The organism is Mycobacterium sp. NGS61 (assembly GCF_059812325.1).
Map to the genome: position 1 here is coordinate 39,010 of NZ_JCALCL010000002.1, position 16,606 is coordinate 55,615.

A 16,606-nucleotide genomic window follows, 5' to 3' on the forward strand; every position below is an offset into this window, starting at 1 on the left:
TTACCGCGCCGCAATCAGCCTATCGCTGCGCTGTGGCGAATCGGTTGTCGGTGTAAGTACGCAGCGTGCGCAGGAATCGGCGCAGCGTGAGGTTCAGCAGCGGCGCGAACAGCGGCATCGCCAGCCGCGCCGGCCCGGCCGGTTGCACGGCCATGGTCCAGTTCAGCCGGCAACCGCCGGGAATGGCCTCAACCCGGTAATCCTCGGCTAGCGCAGCGAAAGTTTGCGTCGAGCTTCCGTTGAAGCGGAATGCGATGCGGCTGAACGGTTCCCAAGCCAAAAATTCCTCGCTGACGACGATGCCGCCGCGTAGGTCGGCGTTGCGGGTGGTGCCGACGCCGAATGGCTTCGGGCTGGTCCAGGTCACCGTCTTGATTACGGCGACCCAGCGCGGCCACGACTCGGCGTCGGAGAAGACCTCGAATAGCTGCTCGGGCGTGATGGCCAGGTCGACGCTGTTGCGAAACCGGAAGCGGGCGTTGTCGATGAAGTCCAGACCGACGTGTTCGCACGGGTGCATGGCCTCAGACATTAGCCGGGGCCTTCGCTGGCCGCGGCCAGCAACGGCACGATCACGTCGCTGATCGGGGTGGGCAGCCCGTGCCTGCGCGCCCGGCGGACGATCACCCCGTTACGCAGATCCCATTCCAGCGGTCGGTGGTGTTCGCGATCGGTCAGTATCGAAGTCGTCATGTCCTCGGGCACCGCCCGGAACGAATCGACGATCTGCCCAACGACGTCGTCGTCGAACTGGGCACCCTCGGCGCGGGCCACCGCGACGCATTCGGCCACATATCGGCGCGAGAGGGCAGCCACGTCGTCGCGGCGGAACATGCCGGATCGCCGCCCGGTCAGCACCATCAGTCCGGCCAGCGCGTTGAGCAGCAGCTTGCGCCACGTCACGGTGGTGAAGTCGGGGTCGCAGTCCACCCGGCAGCCCCCGGACCGCAGTAACTCTGCAACAGCTTCGGCCGCGGGTCCGGTGGGCAGCACCAGCGCGGCTTCCCCACGCAACCGCACCCACCCGTCGGGCTGGGTTTCTGCGGAGTACCACACGCTGCCGGGCACCACGGTCGACGACGGGCACAGCGGTTGCACCTGCTCGACCTGCTCGACGCCGTTCTGCAGCACCGTCACCACCGTGCGCTCATCACATAACCGAGTCAGCCAGCCTGCCGCGGCGTCGTTCTGGGTCGCTTTGACGGCCAGTATCACCACCTCGACCGGGCCGTCGACGTCGGCGGGGTCGGTGTGCACCGGCCCGGGCACCACAATCGCTGAACCGCCATCGGGCCGCAGTTCGATGCGTTCGCGTGGGGTATGGCCGCACAGCAACACCGGGTGACCGGCGCGGTGCAGCAGCGCGGCGACCGTTGTGCCGACGGCGCCGGGGCCCACGAGTGCGACAGAGGTAGGAATACCGGCAAAAGTACCGGGCGGAACCCGCCCTTTAGACTGGGCAGTCATCCAACCCAGGTCTGAAGGAGTTTTTGTGCTGCGCAGCCACGCCGCGGGTTCGCTACGGGACAGCGACGCCGGACAGCAGGTGACGTTGGCCGGTTGGGTGGCGCGCCGCCGCGATCACGGCGGTGTCATCTTCATCGACCTGCGTGACGCGTCCGGCGTCGCCCAGGTGGTCTTCCGTGAATCCGAGGTGTTGGCCCAGGCGCACCGGCTGCGCTCGGAGTTCTGCGTCGCCGTCACCGGCGTGGTCGAGATCCGCCCGGAAGGCAACGCCAACCCCGACATCGCCACCGGCGACATCGAGGTCAACGCCACCGCGCTGACCGTGCTGGGGGAGTCCGCGGCGCTGCCGTTCCAGCTCGACGAGCCGGCGGGGGAGGAGCTGCGGCTGAAGTACCGCTACCTGGATCTGCGCCGCGACGCACCGGCTGCGGCAATCCGGTTGCGCGCCAAGGTGAATGCGGCCGCCCGCGAGGTGCTGGGCCGGCACGACTTCGTCGAGATCGAGACACCGACCATCACCCGCTCCACGCCGGAGGGCGCGCGTGACTTCCTGGTGCCGGCCCGGTTGCGGCCGGGCACGTTCTATGCGCTGCCGCAAAGCCCGCAGCTGTTCAAGCAGCTGCTGATGGTGGCCGGCATGGAGCGCTACTACCAGATCGCCCGCTGCTACCGCGACGAAGATTTCCGTGCCGACCGCCAGCCCGAGTTCACCCAGCTCGACATGGAGCTCAGCTTCGTCGACGTCGACGACGTCATCGCGATCTCCGAGGAGATCCTGGCCGCGCTGTGGGCCCTGATCGGATACCAGATCCCCACCCCGATCCCGCGGATGACCTACGCCGACGCCATGCGCCGGTTCGGCTCCGACAAGCCCGACCTGCGCTTCGGTCTGGAGCTCGTCGAATGCGCAGAGTTCTTCAAAGACACGACGTTCCGGGTTTTCCAGGCACCCTATGTGGGTGCGTTGGTGATGCCCGGCGGGGCGTCCCAACCGCGGCGCACGCTGGACGGCTGGCAGGAATGGGCCAAGCAGCGCGGGCATCGGGGCCTGGCCTACGTGCTGGTGGGTGACGACGGCACGCTGGGCGGACCGGTCGCCAAGAACCTGACCGACGCCGAGCGCGACGGCCTGGCCGCTCACGTCGGCGCCGGCCCGGGCGACTGCATCTTCTTCTCGGCCGGCCCGGTGAAGCCGTCGCGCGCACTGCTGGGGGCGGCGCGCTCGGAGATCGCTCACCGGCTGGGTCTGATCGAACCCGGCAGCTGGGCGTTCGTCTGGGTGGTGGACCCGCCGTTGTTCGAGCCGGCCGACGACGCGGTGGAGGCCGGTGACGTCGCTGTCGGTTCCGGGGCGTGGACCGCGGTGCACCACGCATTCACCTCGCCGAAGGCCGAACACCAGGGCATCGTCGACAGCGACCCCGGCGCGGTGCTGGCCGACGCCTACGACATCGTCTGCAACGGCAACGAGATCGGCGGCGGCTCGATTCGTATCCACCGGCGCGATATTCAGGAGCGGGTGTTCGCGGTGATGGGCCTCGATCCCGCCGAAGCCGAGGAGAAATTCGGATTCCTGTTGGAGGCGTTCACCTTTGGCGCGCCGCCGCACGGCGGGATCGCGTTCGGCTGGGACCGGATCAATGCGTTGCTGTCCGGCGTCGACTCGATCCGCGAGGTGATCGCGTTCCCCAAAACCGGCGGTGGCGTCGACCCGTTGACCGATGCGCCCGCGCCGATCACCGCGCAGCAGCGCAAGGAGTCGGGAATAGATTTCACGCCCAAGCCGGTTCAGGGGGCATGACCGACAGGGATCTGGCTGAGCTGGCCAAGACGTTCAATCAGGACATCATCGCGGAGTTCCGCGCCAACGACGGGAAGGTGGGCGGCCAGTTCGAAGGCGCCGACCTGTTGCTGTTGCACACCACCGGCGCCAAGTCCGGCGAGCAACGGATCTCGCCGCTGGCCTACTTCGACATCGACGGCAAGCTGATCATCATCGGGTCCTTCGCTGGGGCGCCGGTGAGTCCGGCGTGGGTACACAACCTGCGGGCAAATCCTGCTGCCCGGATCGAAATCGGCACCGACGCCTACGACGTGACCGCGCGCGAACTGCCCGCCGAGGAGCGCGACGCGCTGTTCGACAAGGTCACCGCCAAGGCGCCCGGCTTCGCCGAGTATCAGTCGAAGACCACCCGGGTGATCCCGCTGTTCGAATTGCAGCGCGGACGCAGCGCAAGGGCGGCGGCAACGGCTACGACGACTTAGCCAGGAACTCCTTCACCAGCCGCCGCGGCGCCTGGGTCAGCCACGCCTCGGTGATCAACTCCTCGAGCTCGAAGAACCCGATATCGGCCAGCGTGACCAGCACGGCCGGGTAGCCGTCGAAGTGTGGGGTGGTGAAGTAGATGTCCGGCTCGTCGGCGATCAGCGCGAACTTCACGCCCTCGTCAGGCACCCGTACGCCCAGGATGTCGCCTGTCGGCGGCTGCACCCCGTGGCGCGTCAGCGCTTCGATGTCCGACCTGCGCAACGGGCGCTCCCAGGCCAGCAGCTTCTTGCCGACCCGCCAGTCGTGCTGTGAATGTTCGACGACCAGCGGCAACTCGGCGGCGATGCGCGCGACGTCGTCCCAGGTAGCCACGCCTCTCATTGTGCGCGCGTTTGCCGTGCTGAGGAATATCCAGCGCAGAAATCAGCCCACCGACATCGTTTGCTCGGCGGTCTGCTGCCCGCTCAGCCAGGTCACCAGCTTGTCGTAGACCGACGGGTGGTTGAGCAGATCGAAGTGGTTGAGGCCGGCCAGGATGAGCCCGTGTGCGGCGTCGAACGGGATCGACCGGTACTTGCCCTGACCCGCCGCGCTCTTCGGCCGGACCAGGTGGTCGCCCATCAGCAGACCCACCGCACGCGGCGCCGCGGTGGTGGAGACGAAGTGGTAGACCGCGCCGGGCAGGAACGGCACCTCCTGGCACCGGTCGCGCAGGAATTCGTCCGGGTCGCAGTCTTGCCAGTCTTCGTCGAGCAGAGCGCCGTAACGCAGGTCCTTCACGCCGGCGCTGCGGGTGTTGAGGAACTTCGACACGCCTCGGGTCTCGGGAAGCTGCGCCAGCACGAAGGATGCGGCGTTGACACCCTTTTCCAGGTCGGCTCCCAGATGCGGCGAGCCCAGGCACACCACGTGGGACACGTCGTCGGTCCACGCGTGTTCGTGCTGCTGGCCGTAGTGGCACGCGCTGCGCGAGACCAGCCCACCCATGGAATGGCCCACCAGCACCAGTTCCTCCACCGCAACCGGCCACACCGCGTACAGCCGATCGATCAGATCGGCCAGCGCCTGCCCGTTCTGGGAGATGTGCAGGCCGCTGTTGTAGCGCAGGTAGACCGGCGTGTAGCCGAGGTCCTTGCGCAGGCGTTTGCCGTAGGGGCGCAGTTCTTCGCCGGTGCGCGGTGCGCGCCACCAGGACCGCTCGGTCATGCACCAGCCGTGGGTGAAGACCACGATCCGGCTGGTGGCTTTCGGGAACGCCGTGGCGATGGCGTCCCTGCTCAACCCGACCGGCAGCCCCTTGCGGCGGATCTGCATGGTGAGCGCCAAGCCGTTGTCGCGGTTGGTCATCTCGTCGCCGTAGATGCCGTTGAGCGCGGCCAGCACCCCGGCGATCCGGGGCCGGGCCTCGATCGTCTCGTCGTCCTCATTGCTGCACGTGTTGGCAGCCAACGCCCCGGCGCCGTAGAGGGACCCGCGCACCGCGTGGTCCACCAGGCTGTAGATGGTGGACGCGGTGGTGTCGTGCACCACCCGCACCGGCGCGGCTGCCGGGCCGATGGTGCCGAAGACCCGGCCGGCGATACCCCGATGAATGTCCCGGACCAGCGTGGTCAGCACCCGGGTGCCTTCCCCCGCGAGATCGGCCAGCGAACGGATTTCGTCTGCCTGCACAACAAGCTCCTTTCGGCGTTTCAGTGAACAAGTGTTCCCGTTTCGCGTCCGATTGCAAACCGGCCGGCCAGATTCCCGGGTCTGCCCGCCGCAGCGCCGGCCGGCCCCCAGTAGGTTTGGGCATGTGACGGACTTTCGGGACACCAAGCGCTACCGGGTCACGCATCGCACCGAATACCGCTACTCCGACCTCGTGACCGGCTCCTACGGTCGCGGGTTCCTCACCCCGCGTGATTCGCTGCGCCAGCGCTGCGTCGCGCACCGGCTGGTCATCGACCCGGAGCCGGCGGACAGATCCACCAGCCGCGACACCTACGGCAACATCAGCTCGTACTTTCACGTCACCACACCGCACCGCGCGCTGACCATCATCAGCGACTCGATCGTCGACGTCGGACTGCCGACCGCCGACCTCTACACCAGCGGGCCGGCGCTGCAACCGTGGGAGGCGGCCCGCCCGGCCGGGATGCAGGGCGCGCTGGCTACCGATTTCACCCTCGACCTCACCCCGCCCGAGATCACCGACGAGGTACGCGACTACGCCGCACCCAGTTTCGCGCCCGGCCGCCCTCTGGTGGAGGTGTTGCGCGACCTGGCAAACCGCATCTACACCGACTTCACCTACCGTTCCGGTTCGACGACGGTTTCCACACGCGTCAACGAGGTTCTGACGGCGCGTGAAGGGGTATGCCAGGACTTCGCGAGGCTGGCGATCGCCTGTCTGCGCGCCAACGGTTTGGCGGCCTGCTACGTATCGGGATACCTGGCCACCAACCCGCCCCCCGGAAAGGATCGAATGATAGGCATCGACGCGACCCACGCCTGGGCGTCGGTATGGACGCCGCAACAGGCGGGTCAGCACGAGTGGATGGGGCTCGACCCCACCAACGACGCGCTGGTCGATCAGCGCTACATTGTGGTCGGGCGCGGCCGCGACTACGCCGATGTGCCACCGCTGCGCGGCATCATCTACACCAACTCCAAGCGCAGTGTCATCGACGTCGGTGTCGACGTCGTCCCATTCGAAGGTGATGAACTCTATGCGTGATTTCAGTTGTCCCAACTGTGGCCAACGCCTGACATTCGAGAACTCGGCCTGCCTGAATTGCGGCAGCGCCCTTGGCTTTTCGCTGGAACAGATGGCGCTGCTGGTGATCGCCAAAAAGGAAGAAGACAGCGACCACGCCGGCGCCGTCGCGGCGGCCGAATATCAGCTGTGCGCCAATCTGTATGTGGCGGAATGCAATTGGCTGGTCCCGGTCGATCCGCCGGGCACCCTGTGCGAGTCCTGCTCGCTGACCATCGAGCGGCCCAACGATGACGACACGGTTGGTCTGCCCGAGTTCGCCCGGGCCGAAGCGGCGAAGCGGCGTCTGGTCGCCGAACTGCACGAACTGAAACTGCCGATCATCGGCCGTGATGAAGATCCGGACTACGGACTGGCCTTCCGGTTGCTGTCCAGTGCGCACCAGAATGTCATCACCGGTCACGAAAACGGCGTCATCACATTGGATCTGGCTGAGGGTGACGACGTGCACCGCGAGCAGTTGCGGGTGGAGATGGACGAACCGTACCGCACCCTGCTCGGGCACTTCCGCCACGAGGTGGGCCACTACTACTTCTACCGGCTGATCCAGTCGCCGGAGTACCTGGCGCGGTTCAACGAGTTGTTCGGAGACCCCGACTCCGACTATCAGGCGGCGCTGGACCGGCACTACAGCGAGGGCGCACCGGACGGCTGGGAGAAGAACTACGTCTCCTCGTACGCGACCATGCACCCCGCCGAGGACTGGGCGGAGACGTTTGCGCACTACCTGCACATCCGCGACACGCTGGACACCTCGGCGTCCTGCGGCCTGGCGCCGGCGGCGGCCACGTTCGACCGACCGCCGTTGGGACCCAGCGCGTTTCCCACCATCATCGACATGTGGCTGCCGTTGTCGTGGTCGCTGAACATGGTGAACCGGTCGATGGGCCACGACGACCTGTATCCGTTCGTGCTGCCGCCGGCGGTGCTGGACAAGATGCAGTTCGTGCACACCGTGATCGACGAGACCACCGCGGCCGCCTGAGCTCGGCGCCGCTACGCGGGCATCGTCCGGCGCTCGTCGGGGCCACCCCATAGGGGCTGCATGCCGCCGGGCAACGCCAACTGCGTCGCAGCAAGCGCGTCGGCCAGGTCGCGCAGTGCGGCGTGCACCCAGGTGAGCAGCTCGGCCAGTTCTTCGCGGTGCCCGTCGACCAGCTCTTCCAACTCGGCGGGATCCGAGCGGCGCAGCCGGGTGCCGATCTCGTCCACGATCCGTTCCGGGCGTGACGAGCCCGACGAGCCGGGCAGGTCTTTGAGGCGCGCGCGCAACCGCTCCACCTGGTACAGCAGCGAGCGCGGGTTCTGCGGGTCGAACAGCATCAGTTCGGTCACCGCGGCCACGCTGACCTTGCCCAGCGTGCGACGACGGTAGATGACCGACGACTCGCAGGCCACCAGGGTGGCTTCCACGATGGACTGTTCGGCCACCGTGCCGCGCACCGTGGTCAGCGTGTCGGCCAGCAGCGCGGTCAACCACAGCCCGCGCTCGATCCGCTTGCCGATGTCCATCATCGTCCAGCCCACGTCGCGCACCATCGACTCGCCGGCCACCCCCGACAGGGTCAGCATCCCGGCCAACGCCTGCGACTGCGCGGCGGCCAGCAGCGCATCGGCCTCGGCCAGCGACTGCGGCGGGTCGGACCGCAGCGCGACGGCGCGTTCGACACTGGCCAGCACCATCCAGGTGTCGTTGGACAACTGGTCGCGCACCGCGCGCGCCGACAGCGCCAGCCCTTCCACCGACTGGATCAGCGAACCCGGCCGGTCCAGCTCGACCGTCATCGACCACAGCATCGAAGGAGCCACCGCGATCATCTCGGCGTGGTCGTACTCGGTGGCACCGCCCGCGCCGGTGTCGGTCCCGGTGATGCGGCCCAGCGCGGCCATCAGCACCGGCACGCACTCGCTTTCCTCGCTGTCCTGATGGTGGCGGTAGACGTGGTAGCGTTCGCGCGCCACGATCAACAGTCGCGCCATGTTCTCGGCGCGCTCGCCGTAGCGTCCCATCCAGAACAGATCGGACAGCACCCGTGGCGAGCTGACACCCCAGGTGCCGGCGCCGGTCTTGGCCGGCTGCGGCGCCGAGGGCAGGGTGATCGTCTCGGCTGTCGCGCGTTCCGTCGGGCGCACCCACACATCTTTGGCCGCAACGGTTTTCATGGTGTATGCAGCCGAACCTGGGGCGGTCACATAGCCCAGGCCGCCGATCATCGGGGCGTACCCGCCGCGCTGGGCGACGGTGAACAGCCGCATCCCGACACCGGCCGAGGACAGCACGCCGGCATGGTCGGTGGGGGCCGAGGAGAAGGTGGGCAGCACCTGACCGGCCCACCGCCACGGCACCGCTTCGATGCGGGCGGTCAACTCGGCGAGCTGCGCGGCCGACAGCGTCGGGCCGACCAGGGGTTCCCCGCCGTCCACCGGTTTGATCAGCAACGACGGCAGGTTCGCCAGCAGGTGTGAGAGCTCGGCCGGGATGCCGCCCCAGTAGACGGGTGCGGTCTGCAGCTGCAGGTCCTCGCCGAGCAGCCGCTCGGCCAGCTCCGGCAGGAAGCGCAGCAGCCCGGGGCTTTCCAGGATGCCGCTGCCCAGCGTGTTGACCACCGTCACCGTGCCGCGGTGCAGCGCCTCCACCAGCCCGACCACGCCCAGGCGGGAGTCGGCGCGCAGGTCGAGCGGGTCCACGTAGCTCGCGTCGACCCGGCGCAGCACCACGTCGACGCGTTTGAGGGTGCCCAGCGACCGCATCCACAGCTTGCCGTCGCGCACCACCAGGTCCGCGCTCTCCACCAGCGGGAAACCCAGCAGCGTGGCCAGATACGCCTGGTCGAACGCGGTCTCGGAGTAGATGCCGGGGCTCAGCACCACCACCACCGGGTCCTGCACCACGTCCGGCGCGGCGTCGATCAGCGCCAGCCGCAGCGCCTGCGCGAACGGGGTGTTCGCCCGCGGCGCGATCTGCTCGTAGAGGTCGGGGATCGCGTGCGCCAGCACCCGGCGATCGGCCAGCGCGTAGCCGGCGCCCGACGGCGCCTGAGTCCAGTCCGCGTTGACCCAGAAGTTGCCGTCGGAGCGCCGGCTGACATCGCAGCCGTGCATGAACAGCTGATGGTGCCCGGGCACGGTGATGCCGTTGGCGGGCCGGATGTAGCCGGGATGGGCAAAGACCAGCTGCGCGGGCAACAGTCCTTCGATGAGCAGCCGGCGCGGGCCGTACAGGTCGGCCAGCACGGCATCCAGCAGCCGCGAGCGCTGGACCAGCCCGGCTTCCAGCGCATCCCAGTCGGCCGCAGACACCACCAGCGGCAGCGTGTCCAGCCGCCACGGTCCGGGTTCGGGTCCGTGACCCGAGGCCGCTTCGCGCCCGGCCTGTCCGTCCGAGACCCCGGTGTAGGTGATGCCGTCGTGGTCGATCAGGCTGTGCACGACCGACCGCAGCCGGTTCAGGCCGCTGCGGCCGCGTTCGGCGATCGCGTCGGCAAGCTCGTCCCAGCCCGGCCGGACGTTGCCGTCGGCGTCGACGAACTCGTCGTAACCGGCACCGGGACCGTCGCGCAGATCGAACAGCGCTTCCTGGGTGCGCGCGGTGCGGTATCCGGCCAGCAGACGGTCGACGTCGTAGGACTCCGAGGAAGCTGCCGACGCTGCACTGAGACCGAGTGTCATATCTGCGGACGCCACTACCGCTGCACGGTACGCACGCGACGCAGATCCAGGATGCCCGGCGCGCCGACGTCGGTGAACAGTCGCGCCTGCTTTTCGCGCAGACCGGCCAGGTCGAGCTTGCCGGGTGTGAAGCCGGACGCCTCGAAGCGCCGCGCCCGGCGCGACTCGGCGGCCACGGCGTTGACCGGGGGCATGTCATAGGCAAGCCCACCGGGGTGAACGACGTGGTAGGTGCAGCCGCCGCGTGACGTCCCGGCGGTCAGGTCGATCAGCTCGAACTGCAGCGGGACATCGATGGAGATGGTCGGGTGCAACGCGCTCGGCGGCTGCCAGGCCTTATAGCGCACCCCGCCCACGTGAATATCGGGGTTGTCGGTCGCCAGCAGCGGTATCGGATAGCCGTTGCAGGTCACCGCATAGCGGTGTCGGTCGGCGCCGATGATCCGCACCTGGATGCGCTCCACCGAAGAGTCCACATAGCGGGCGGTGCCGGTGGCGGTGGATTCTTCGCCGAGGGTGTTCCACGGCTCGATGGCGCCGCGCAACTCGATCTCCACACCGTCGAACACCGCGGTGCCGATCCGCGGGAAGCGGAACTCGGTGAACGGGTCCAGCCAGCTGGTCTCGAAGGGGATGCCCTGCGCGCGCAGGTCGGCCGCCACGTCGGCGATGTCGTGGATCAGGAAGTGCGGCAGCAGGTACCGACCGTGCAGGTTGTCGCCGTGCCGGATCAGCGGAGCGCGCAGCGGCTGCTCCCAGAACCAGGCCACCAGCGACCGGACCAGCAGCGACTGCACCATCGCCATCCGCAGATGCGGCGGCATCTCGAACCCGCGCAACTCGAGCAGGCCCAGCCGGCCGCGGGAGCCTTCGGGACTGTAGAGCTTGTCGATGCAGAATTCGGCGCGGTGCGTGTTGCCGGTGATGTCGGTCAGCAGGTGGCGCAGCGCGCGATCGGTCACCCACGGCTTGGCCCCCCCACCGGCCGAGAGTCGCGCGATCTCGGCGAACGCGATCTCCAGCTCGTAGAGCGCCTCGTCGCGGCCCTCGTCCACCCGTGGCGCCTGGGAGGTGGTGCCGACGAACCGGCCCGCGAACAGGTAGGACAGCGCCGGGTGCCGCTGCCAGTAGGTGAGGAGCGAGACCAGCAGGTCGGGACGCCGCAGCAGCGGCGAGTCGGCTGGGGTGACGCCGCCGAGCGTGATGTGGTTACCGCCGCCGGTGCCGCCGTGGGTGCCGTCGATGTCGAACGACTCGGTGGACAGCCGGGTCAACCGGGCCTGCTCGTAGAGCGTTTCCAGCTGTCGGCGCTGCTCGTCGAAACTGGCCGTCGGCGCGACGTTGACCTCGATGACGCCGGGGTCGGGGGTGACCGTGGTGAAGATCAGCCGCGGGTCGGTCGGCGGGCCGTAACCCTCGATCACCACCGGGCAGCCGGCCTTGACCACCGCGGTCTCCACCCGCGCGACCAGGTCGATGAAATGTTCCAGGGCGGTGGTGGGCGGCAGGAAGATATACAGCAGCCCGTCGCGGACCTCGGCGACCAGGGCGGTCGTCGGCGCGTTCTCCGGGTCCACGACGACGGCTGTATCGCCCTCCGGTTCCGGCGGCAGCACCGACCCGAGGGTCCCCGGATCCACCTCGAACGACGCCGGGGGCGGTTGCCAGCTGATCGAACTCAGTGGCAACCGCAAGCCCGCCGGGGAATCGCCCTCGGTGAGCACCAGGCGCCCGCGCCGCAGTCGCCAGTTCGCGCTGGCCCAACCGGAGCCGTCGTCGCGGCGGTGCAGTGGCAGGACGAACGCCGCCGGGGTGGTGACCGCTTCGTCGAGCCGGGCCACCAGCGCGGCGCGGCCCGATTCGGTGTCCTGTTCGGCGTCGGGGTCCAGGTCGTCGCCGGGTGCCACCGGGTCACCGGCCGGCAGCCGGACCGACTTCGCCAACCGCACCAGCGGATCCTCGTACGCGGCGCGCACCTGGGTGAGCGGCAGCCCCAGCCCTTCGGCGACCGTCGCCAGCACGTCGCGTGCGGTCTCGTCGGCGACCGGGTCCGCCGGTTCGGGTGACCACGGGTCGGCCAGCAGCGTGTCGTCGCTCCACAGCGCGCGGCCGTCGGCGCGCCAATACAGACCGATCTGCCAGCGCGGCAGCGGCTCCCCGGGATACCACTTGCCCTGGCTGCGCTGCACCAGACCCTGCGGCGCCCACTGCGCCTTGAGCCGGGCGGCCAGCTCGGAGGCCAACCGCCGCTTGTGCGGTCCGTCGGCGGCGGTGCGCCATTCCGGGTCGACCTGATTGTCCACCGAGACGAACGTCGGCTCGCCACCCACCGTCAGCCGCACGTCGCCGGCGACCAGGCGCCGGTCGACCTGGTCGCCCAGCGCACAGATCGAGGCCCACGCGTCGTCGGTGTACGGCAACGTCACCCGCGGGTCTTCGTGCACCCGGGTGACGGTGTTGGTGAACTCCAGGGTCGAGGTACACGGATCGGTGCTGCCCGTGATCGGCGCGGCCGACGACGGATGCGGGGTGGCGGCCAGCGGGATGTGGCCTTCGCCGGCGAACAGCCCCGAGGTCGGGTCCAGCCCGATCCAGCCCGCGCCGGGCACGTACACCTCGGTCCACGCGTGCAGGTCGGTGAAGTCGGCGGCCGGTCCCGAGGGCCCGTCCAGGGGCGGCACGTCCGAGGCCAGCTGCACCAGGTAGCCCGACACGAATCGGGCGGCCAGCCCCAACTGGCGCAGGATCGACACCAGCAGCCATGCCGAGTCCCGGCAGGAGCCCACCCCGCTGCGCAGCGTGTGATCCGGCGTCTGGACGCCGGGTTCCATCCGCAGGCTGTAGCTGACGTCGGCGTTGATGGCCCGGTTCAGCGCGACCAGGAAGTCGATGGTGCGGGTGCCGGGGGGCACGTTGAAGTTGCCGACCCAGGCCTGCACCAAGTCGCCCGGGCCGGACCCTTCCGCGCCTTCGTCGACGGGACGCAGGAACGGTTCGAGGTCGTGCGCCAGCGCCTTGGGGTATAGCGATTTATCCGGGTCCCACGTCTCGGCCCACTCCTCGATGAAGAAGTCGAACGGGTTGATGACCTTGAGGTCGGCGATCAGGCCGACGGTGATGGTCAGCTCCCGGGTGGGCTTGGGGAAGACCAACCGGGCCAGAAAGTTGCCCAGCGCGTCCTGTTGCCAGTTGATGAAGTGCTCGCCGGGATCGATCCGCAGCGAGTAGGCCTCGATTGGGGTGCGGGAGTGTGGCGCCGGGCGCAACCGCACGACGTGCGGATACACCTGGACCAGCTTGTCAAAGGTGTAACTGGTGCGGTGCTCCAGTGCAACTTTGATACTCATAACCGCTGATCCCATCACATGAGACAGCCGCCCGCAGCGTGCGCCAGTGCTGGCTTACGTTGCGGGCGGCTGTTATTCGGGTTTTGGCCGTTCGGCGTGAACAGCCTGTTTCGGGGTGTTACCGCTGATGGCGCCTAGTACTGCTGACCAGGGTACTGCTGCTGGCCCGGGTAGGGCTGCTGGCCGGGGTACTGCTGCTGGCCGGGGTAGGGCTGCTGGCCCGGGTACTGCTGGCCGGGGTACTGCTGGCCGGGCGGCAGACCAGAGGCCTGGCCGGCCTGCTCCAGCGGCGCGACGTGCCCGCCGGTCAACTTGCGGTACGTATAGACCTGGATCAGCATCGCGACCGGGATGGCCGCGATCAGGCCGACGCCGCAGGCGAACTCACCGACGATCAGCACGGCGACCTGGACGAGCCAGGACAGCAGGGCGGGACCCACGTTCGCCTTGGTGGTGTTGATGCTGGCCTTGATGGAATCCACCGGCGACAGCGACCTGTCGATCGCGAACTGGATCGCGAACATCGACAGGAAAGCGAAGATCAGGCCCGGGATGTAGCACAGGAAGGTGCCGACGGCCACGCCGAGGGCTACCAGCAGCGCGGTCAGCACGGCCGGACCCAGGTTGCGCGGTTTCAGGAACGAGCCCAAGGACACCGGCCGGCCGTCGGCGACGTCCAGGCTGCCCGACGCCATGGCGGCCTGCATGTAGTAACCGACGACGGCCAGCACCAGCCCCATCAGGCCCATGCCGATGATCGATCCCATGCCGAGCGCACTGTCGGAGGCGTAGGTCGAGTAGGAACCCGTCTGCGGGTCGTAAGTGGTGGTGCCCGCGCTCATCAGGGAGGCGATGAACGCTCCGTACATGATGCCGCCGAGCACCGCGATGACGACGAAGAATATCGCCGCGGATCCGGCCATCGGGCCGACGTTCTTGGTGAACTTGCCCCACGCCCAACTGAAGGCGTCGCCCACACTGAAGGGGCCGGCGGCCGGGCCGGCGCCCGGGCCGGGCGGGGGTGCGCCGTACCCGCCGCCGGGTGGTGGCGGAGGTGGCGGCGCGCTGTAACCGGGCGCCTGGTAGCTGCCGGGCGACGGACTTTGCGGCTTGGAGAAGTCGGGCCCGGATGGGGGCGGGCTGAAGCTCGGTGGTGGCGGCGGAGGCGCCCCATAGCCACCGCCTTGGCGCGGCTGCGGCGGGTAGCCCGGAGGATATCCGCCCTGCGGGTCGGCCGGGTTGCCTGGATATTCTGGCGGCTGGCTCATTGCTGTCCTCTGCCTCGTAGTTCGCTCTTGTCGATCGGGGCCTGACTCGTGCGGGCGTAGCAAACGGGAACTTAGCAAATGTGCGCCCACCACGCGCGCATTGGTGGCCTGTCCGCCCTGCGTGGTATGCCTGAAAACGTGTCCGACGGTCTGTTCGACCTGCCCGGTACACCGGATCCGGCCGGTTTCGGTGCCGGAAGCGCCGCCGAGAGCGGATCGCCGCTGGCGGTGCGGATGCGCCCGGCGTCGCTGCAGGAGGTGGTCGGGCAGCAGCATCTGCTGGCGGCGGGGTCGCCGTTACGCCGTCTGGTCGAGGGCTCCGGCATGGCCTCGGCCATCCTTTACGGTCCGCCGGGCAGCGGCAAGACGACGCTGGCGGGGCTCATCTCGCAGGCCACCGGCCGCCGGTTCGAGGCGTTGTCGGCGTTGTCGGCCGGGGTCAAAGAGGTGCGCGCGGTCATCGAGAAGGCGCGGTTGGGGGCGCTCTCCGGCGAGCAGACGGTGTTGTTCATCGACGAGGTGCACCGGTTCTCCAAGACCCAGCAGGACGCACTGCTGGCCGCGGTGGAGAACCGGGTGGTGCTGCTGGTGGCGGCCACCACAGAGAACCCCTCGTTCTCGGTGGTCGCGCCGCTGCTGTCGCGGTCGCTGATCTTGCAGCTGCGCCCGCTGAGCGCCGATGACATCCGCACCGTGGTGCAGCGCGCCATCGAGGATCCGCGCGGACTGAACGGCACGGTGTCGGTGGCGCCGGAAGCCGTCGAACTGTTGGTGCAACTGGCGGCCGGCGACGCCCGCCGCGCGCTGACCGCACTGGAGGTGGCCGCCGAGGTCACCGACCACGTCTCCGTCGAAACCGTGGAACAGTCGCTGGACCGGGCCGCGGTGCGGTACGACCGCGACGGCGACCAGCACTACGACGTCGTCAGCGCGTTCATCAAGTCGGTGCGCGGCTCCGACGTGGACGCCGCGCTGCACTATCTGGCACGGATGCTGGTCGCGGGGGAGGATCCGCGCTTCATCGCGCGCCGGCTGATGATCCTGGCCAGCGAGGACGTGGGCATGGCGGACCCGACTTCGCTGTTGGTGGCGGTCGCGGCGGCGCAGACGGTGGCGCTGATCGGGATGCCCGAGGCACAGCTGACGCTGGCGCACGCCACCGTTCACCTGGCCACCGCGCCCAAGTCCAACGCCGTGACCACGGCGCTGGGCGCGGCGATCAACGACATCAAGGCCGGCAAGGCGGGCCTGGTGCCGGCGCAGCTACGCGACGGGCACTACGCGGGTGCCGCAGCGCTGGGCAACGCGCAGGGTTACAAATATTCCCACGACGCCCCGGACGGCGTCGTGGCGCAGCAATATCCGCCAACCGAATTGGTGGGCGTCGACTACTACCGGCCCACCGGCCGGGGTGCGGAACGCGAGATCGTCGGCCGGCTGGACCGGTTGCGCGCGATCATTCGCGGGAAACGGGGACAGTCATGAAAACCTTCAGCGACGAGGAGATGGCGCCGCTGCTGGCAACGGCCAAGCCCTACAGCGTCGTGATCCTCACGCGCGGACCCAACTACGGCGACGACGGCGCGTCCGGGATCGTGTGGGAGCACGGCCGGCGCAACTTCGGCCTGCGCGACGACGGTGTGCTGGCCGTGGTGCTGCCGAGCACCGACGAGTCCGACGTGTGCGGTGTCGCGGTGTTCGCCGCCTCCGTCGCGGACACGGACGCGATCATGGCCGGCGACCCGGGCGTCGTCGCCGAGGTGTTCAGCTATGAGGTGCACCCGTGCCTGGGGTTCCCCGGGGACGCTGCCGTAGCGCCTCAGTGTCG

At 68.9% G+C, this 16,606-nt stretch carries 12 protein-coding genes and 1 pseudogene; 6 read left to right on the forward strand and 7 right to left on the reverse strand.

Annotated features, from left to right (window positions below):
- Window positions 1-19: 19 nt before the first annotated feature.
- Window positions 20-520, reverse strand: a complete 501-nt coding sequence (locus tag AC5Y3Z_RS05005) for an SRPBCC family protein (protein WP_473139660.1) — start codon at window positions 518-520, stop codon at window positions 20-22.
- A gap of 11 nt (window positions 521-531) precedes the next feature.
- Complete coding sequence (locus AC5Y3Z_RS05010; protein WP_473139661.1) at window positions 532-1,419, reverse strand: oxidoreductase; 888 nt, start codon at window positions 1,417-1,419, stop codon at window positions 532-534.
- Between the two features lie 46 nt (window positions 1,420-1,465).
- Between AC5Y3Z_RS05010 and aspS the strand changes: the two genes are divergently transcribed.
- Both aspS and AC5Y3Z_RS05020 read left to right on the forward strand, forming a co-directional pair.
- Window positions 1,466-3,268, forward strand: coding sequence for an aspartate--tRNA ligase (gene aspS, locus AC5Y3Z_RS05015; RefSeq protein WP_473139662.1), 1,803 nt, complete (start codon window positions 1,466-1,468; stop codon window positions 3,266-3,268).
- Window positions 3,265-3,732 carry a nitroreductase family deazaflavin-dependent oxidoreductase gene (locus AC5Y3Z_RS05020; protein ID WP_473139540.1) on the forward strand — a complete coding sequence of 156 codons (468 nt, stop codon included), beginning with the start codon at window positions 3,265-3,267 and terminating at the stop codon, window positions 3,730-3,732. Before aspS ends, AC5Y3Z_RS05020 begins: the two co-directional genes overlap by 4 nt.
- Here the strand turns inward: AC5Y3Z_RS05020 and AC5Y3Z_RS05025 are convergent.
- On the reverse strand, window positions 3,719-4,108 hold the full coding sequence (locus tag AC5Y3Z_RS05025; protein ID WP_463824987.1) for an MmcQ/YjbR family DNA-binding protein: 390 nt from the start codon (window positions 4,106-4,108) through the stop codon (window positions 3,719-3,721). The genes AC5Y3Z_RS05020 and AC5Y3Z_RS05025 overlap by 14 nt on opposite strands.
- 51 nt (window positions 4,109-4,159) lie before the next feature.
- On the reverse strand, window positions 4,160-5,407 hold the full coding sequence (locus AC5Y3Z_RS05030) for an esterase/lipase family protein (protein WP_473139541.1): 1,248 nt from the start codon (window positions 5,405-5,407) through the stop codon (window positions 4,160-4,162).
- 124 nt (window positions 5,408-5,531) lie between these two features.
- Here AC5Y3Z_RS05030 and AC5Y3Z_RS05035 point away from each other — a divergent pair, with 124 nt between their 5' ends.
- Complete coding sequence (locus AC5Y3Z_RS05035; protein ID WP_473139542.1) at window positions 5,532-6,455, forward strand: transglutaminase family protein; 924 nt, start codon at window positions 5,532-5,534, stop codon at window positions 6,453-6,455.
- The gene (locus AC5Y3Z_RS05040) at window positions 6,448-7,479 is read left to right on the forward strand and encodes a zinc-binding metallopeptidase family protein (protein WP_463824990.1); all 1,032 of its coding nucleotides are present in this window, start codon (window positions 6,448-6,450) and stop codon (window positions 7,477-7,479) included. Before AC5Y3Z_RS05035 ends, AC5Y3Z_RS05040 begins: the two co-directional genes overlap by 8 nt.
- Window positions 7,480-7,490: 11 nt before the next feature.
- On the opposite strand, the gene AC5Y3Z_RS05045 is transcribed toward AC5Y3Z_RS05040, so the two are convergent.
- The 3 genes from AC5Y3Z_RS05045 to AC5Y3Z_RS05055 all read right to left on the reverse strand — a co-directional run bounded on the left by AC5Y3Z_RS05045 (window position 7,491) and on the right by AC5Y3Z_RS05055 (window position 14,778).
- On the reverse strand, window positions 7,491-10,163 hold the full coding sequence (locus tag AC5Y3Z_RS05045) for a circularly permuted type 2 ATP-grasp protein (protein ID WP_473139663.1): 2,673 nt from the start codon (window positions 10,161-10,163) through the stop codon (window positions 7,491-7,493).
- A gap of 14 nt (window positions 10,164-10,177) precedes the next feature.
- Window positions 10,178-13,510: a transglutaminase family protein gene (locus AC5Y3Z_RS05050; RefSeq protein WP_473139543.1), complete on the reverse strand. Its 3,333-nt coding sequence runs from the start codon at window positions 13,508-13,510 to the stop codon at window positions 10,178-10,180.
- 134 nt (window positions 13,511-13,644) lie between these two features.
- Complete coding sequence (locus AC5Y3Z_RS05055) at window positions 13,645-14,778, reverse strand: DUF2189 domain-containing protein (protein ID WP_463824992.1); 1,134 nt, start codon at window positions 14,776-14,778, stop codon at window positions 13,645-13,647.
- 126 nt (window positions 14,779-14,904) lie between these two features.
- Between AC5Y3Z_RS05055 and AC5Y3Z_RS05060 the strand changes: the two genes are divergently transcribed.
- Both AC5Y3Z_RS05060 and AC5Y3Z_RS05065 read left to right on the forward strand, forming a co-directional pair.
- Window positions 14,905-16,263 carry a replication-associated recombination protein A gene (locus AC5Y3Z_RS05060; protein WP_463824993.1) on the forward strand — a complete coding sequence of 453 codons (1,359 nt, stop codon included), beginning with the start codon at window positions 14,905-14,907 and terminating at the stop codon, window positions 16,261-16,263.
- Window positions 16,260-16,586, forward strand: a pseudogene (locus tag AC5Y3Z_RS05065) (hypothetical protein); the annotation flags it as partial. The gene AC5Y3Z_RS05060 and the pseudogene AC5Y3Z_RS05065, both read left to right, overlap by 4 nt.
- Between the last annotated feature and the right edge of the window lie 20 nt (window positions 16,587-16,606).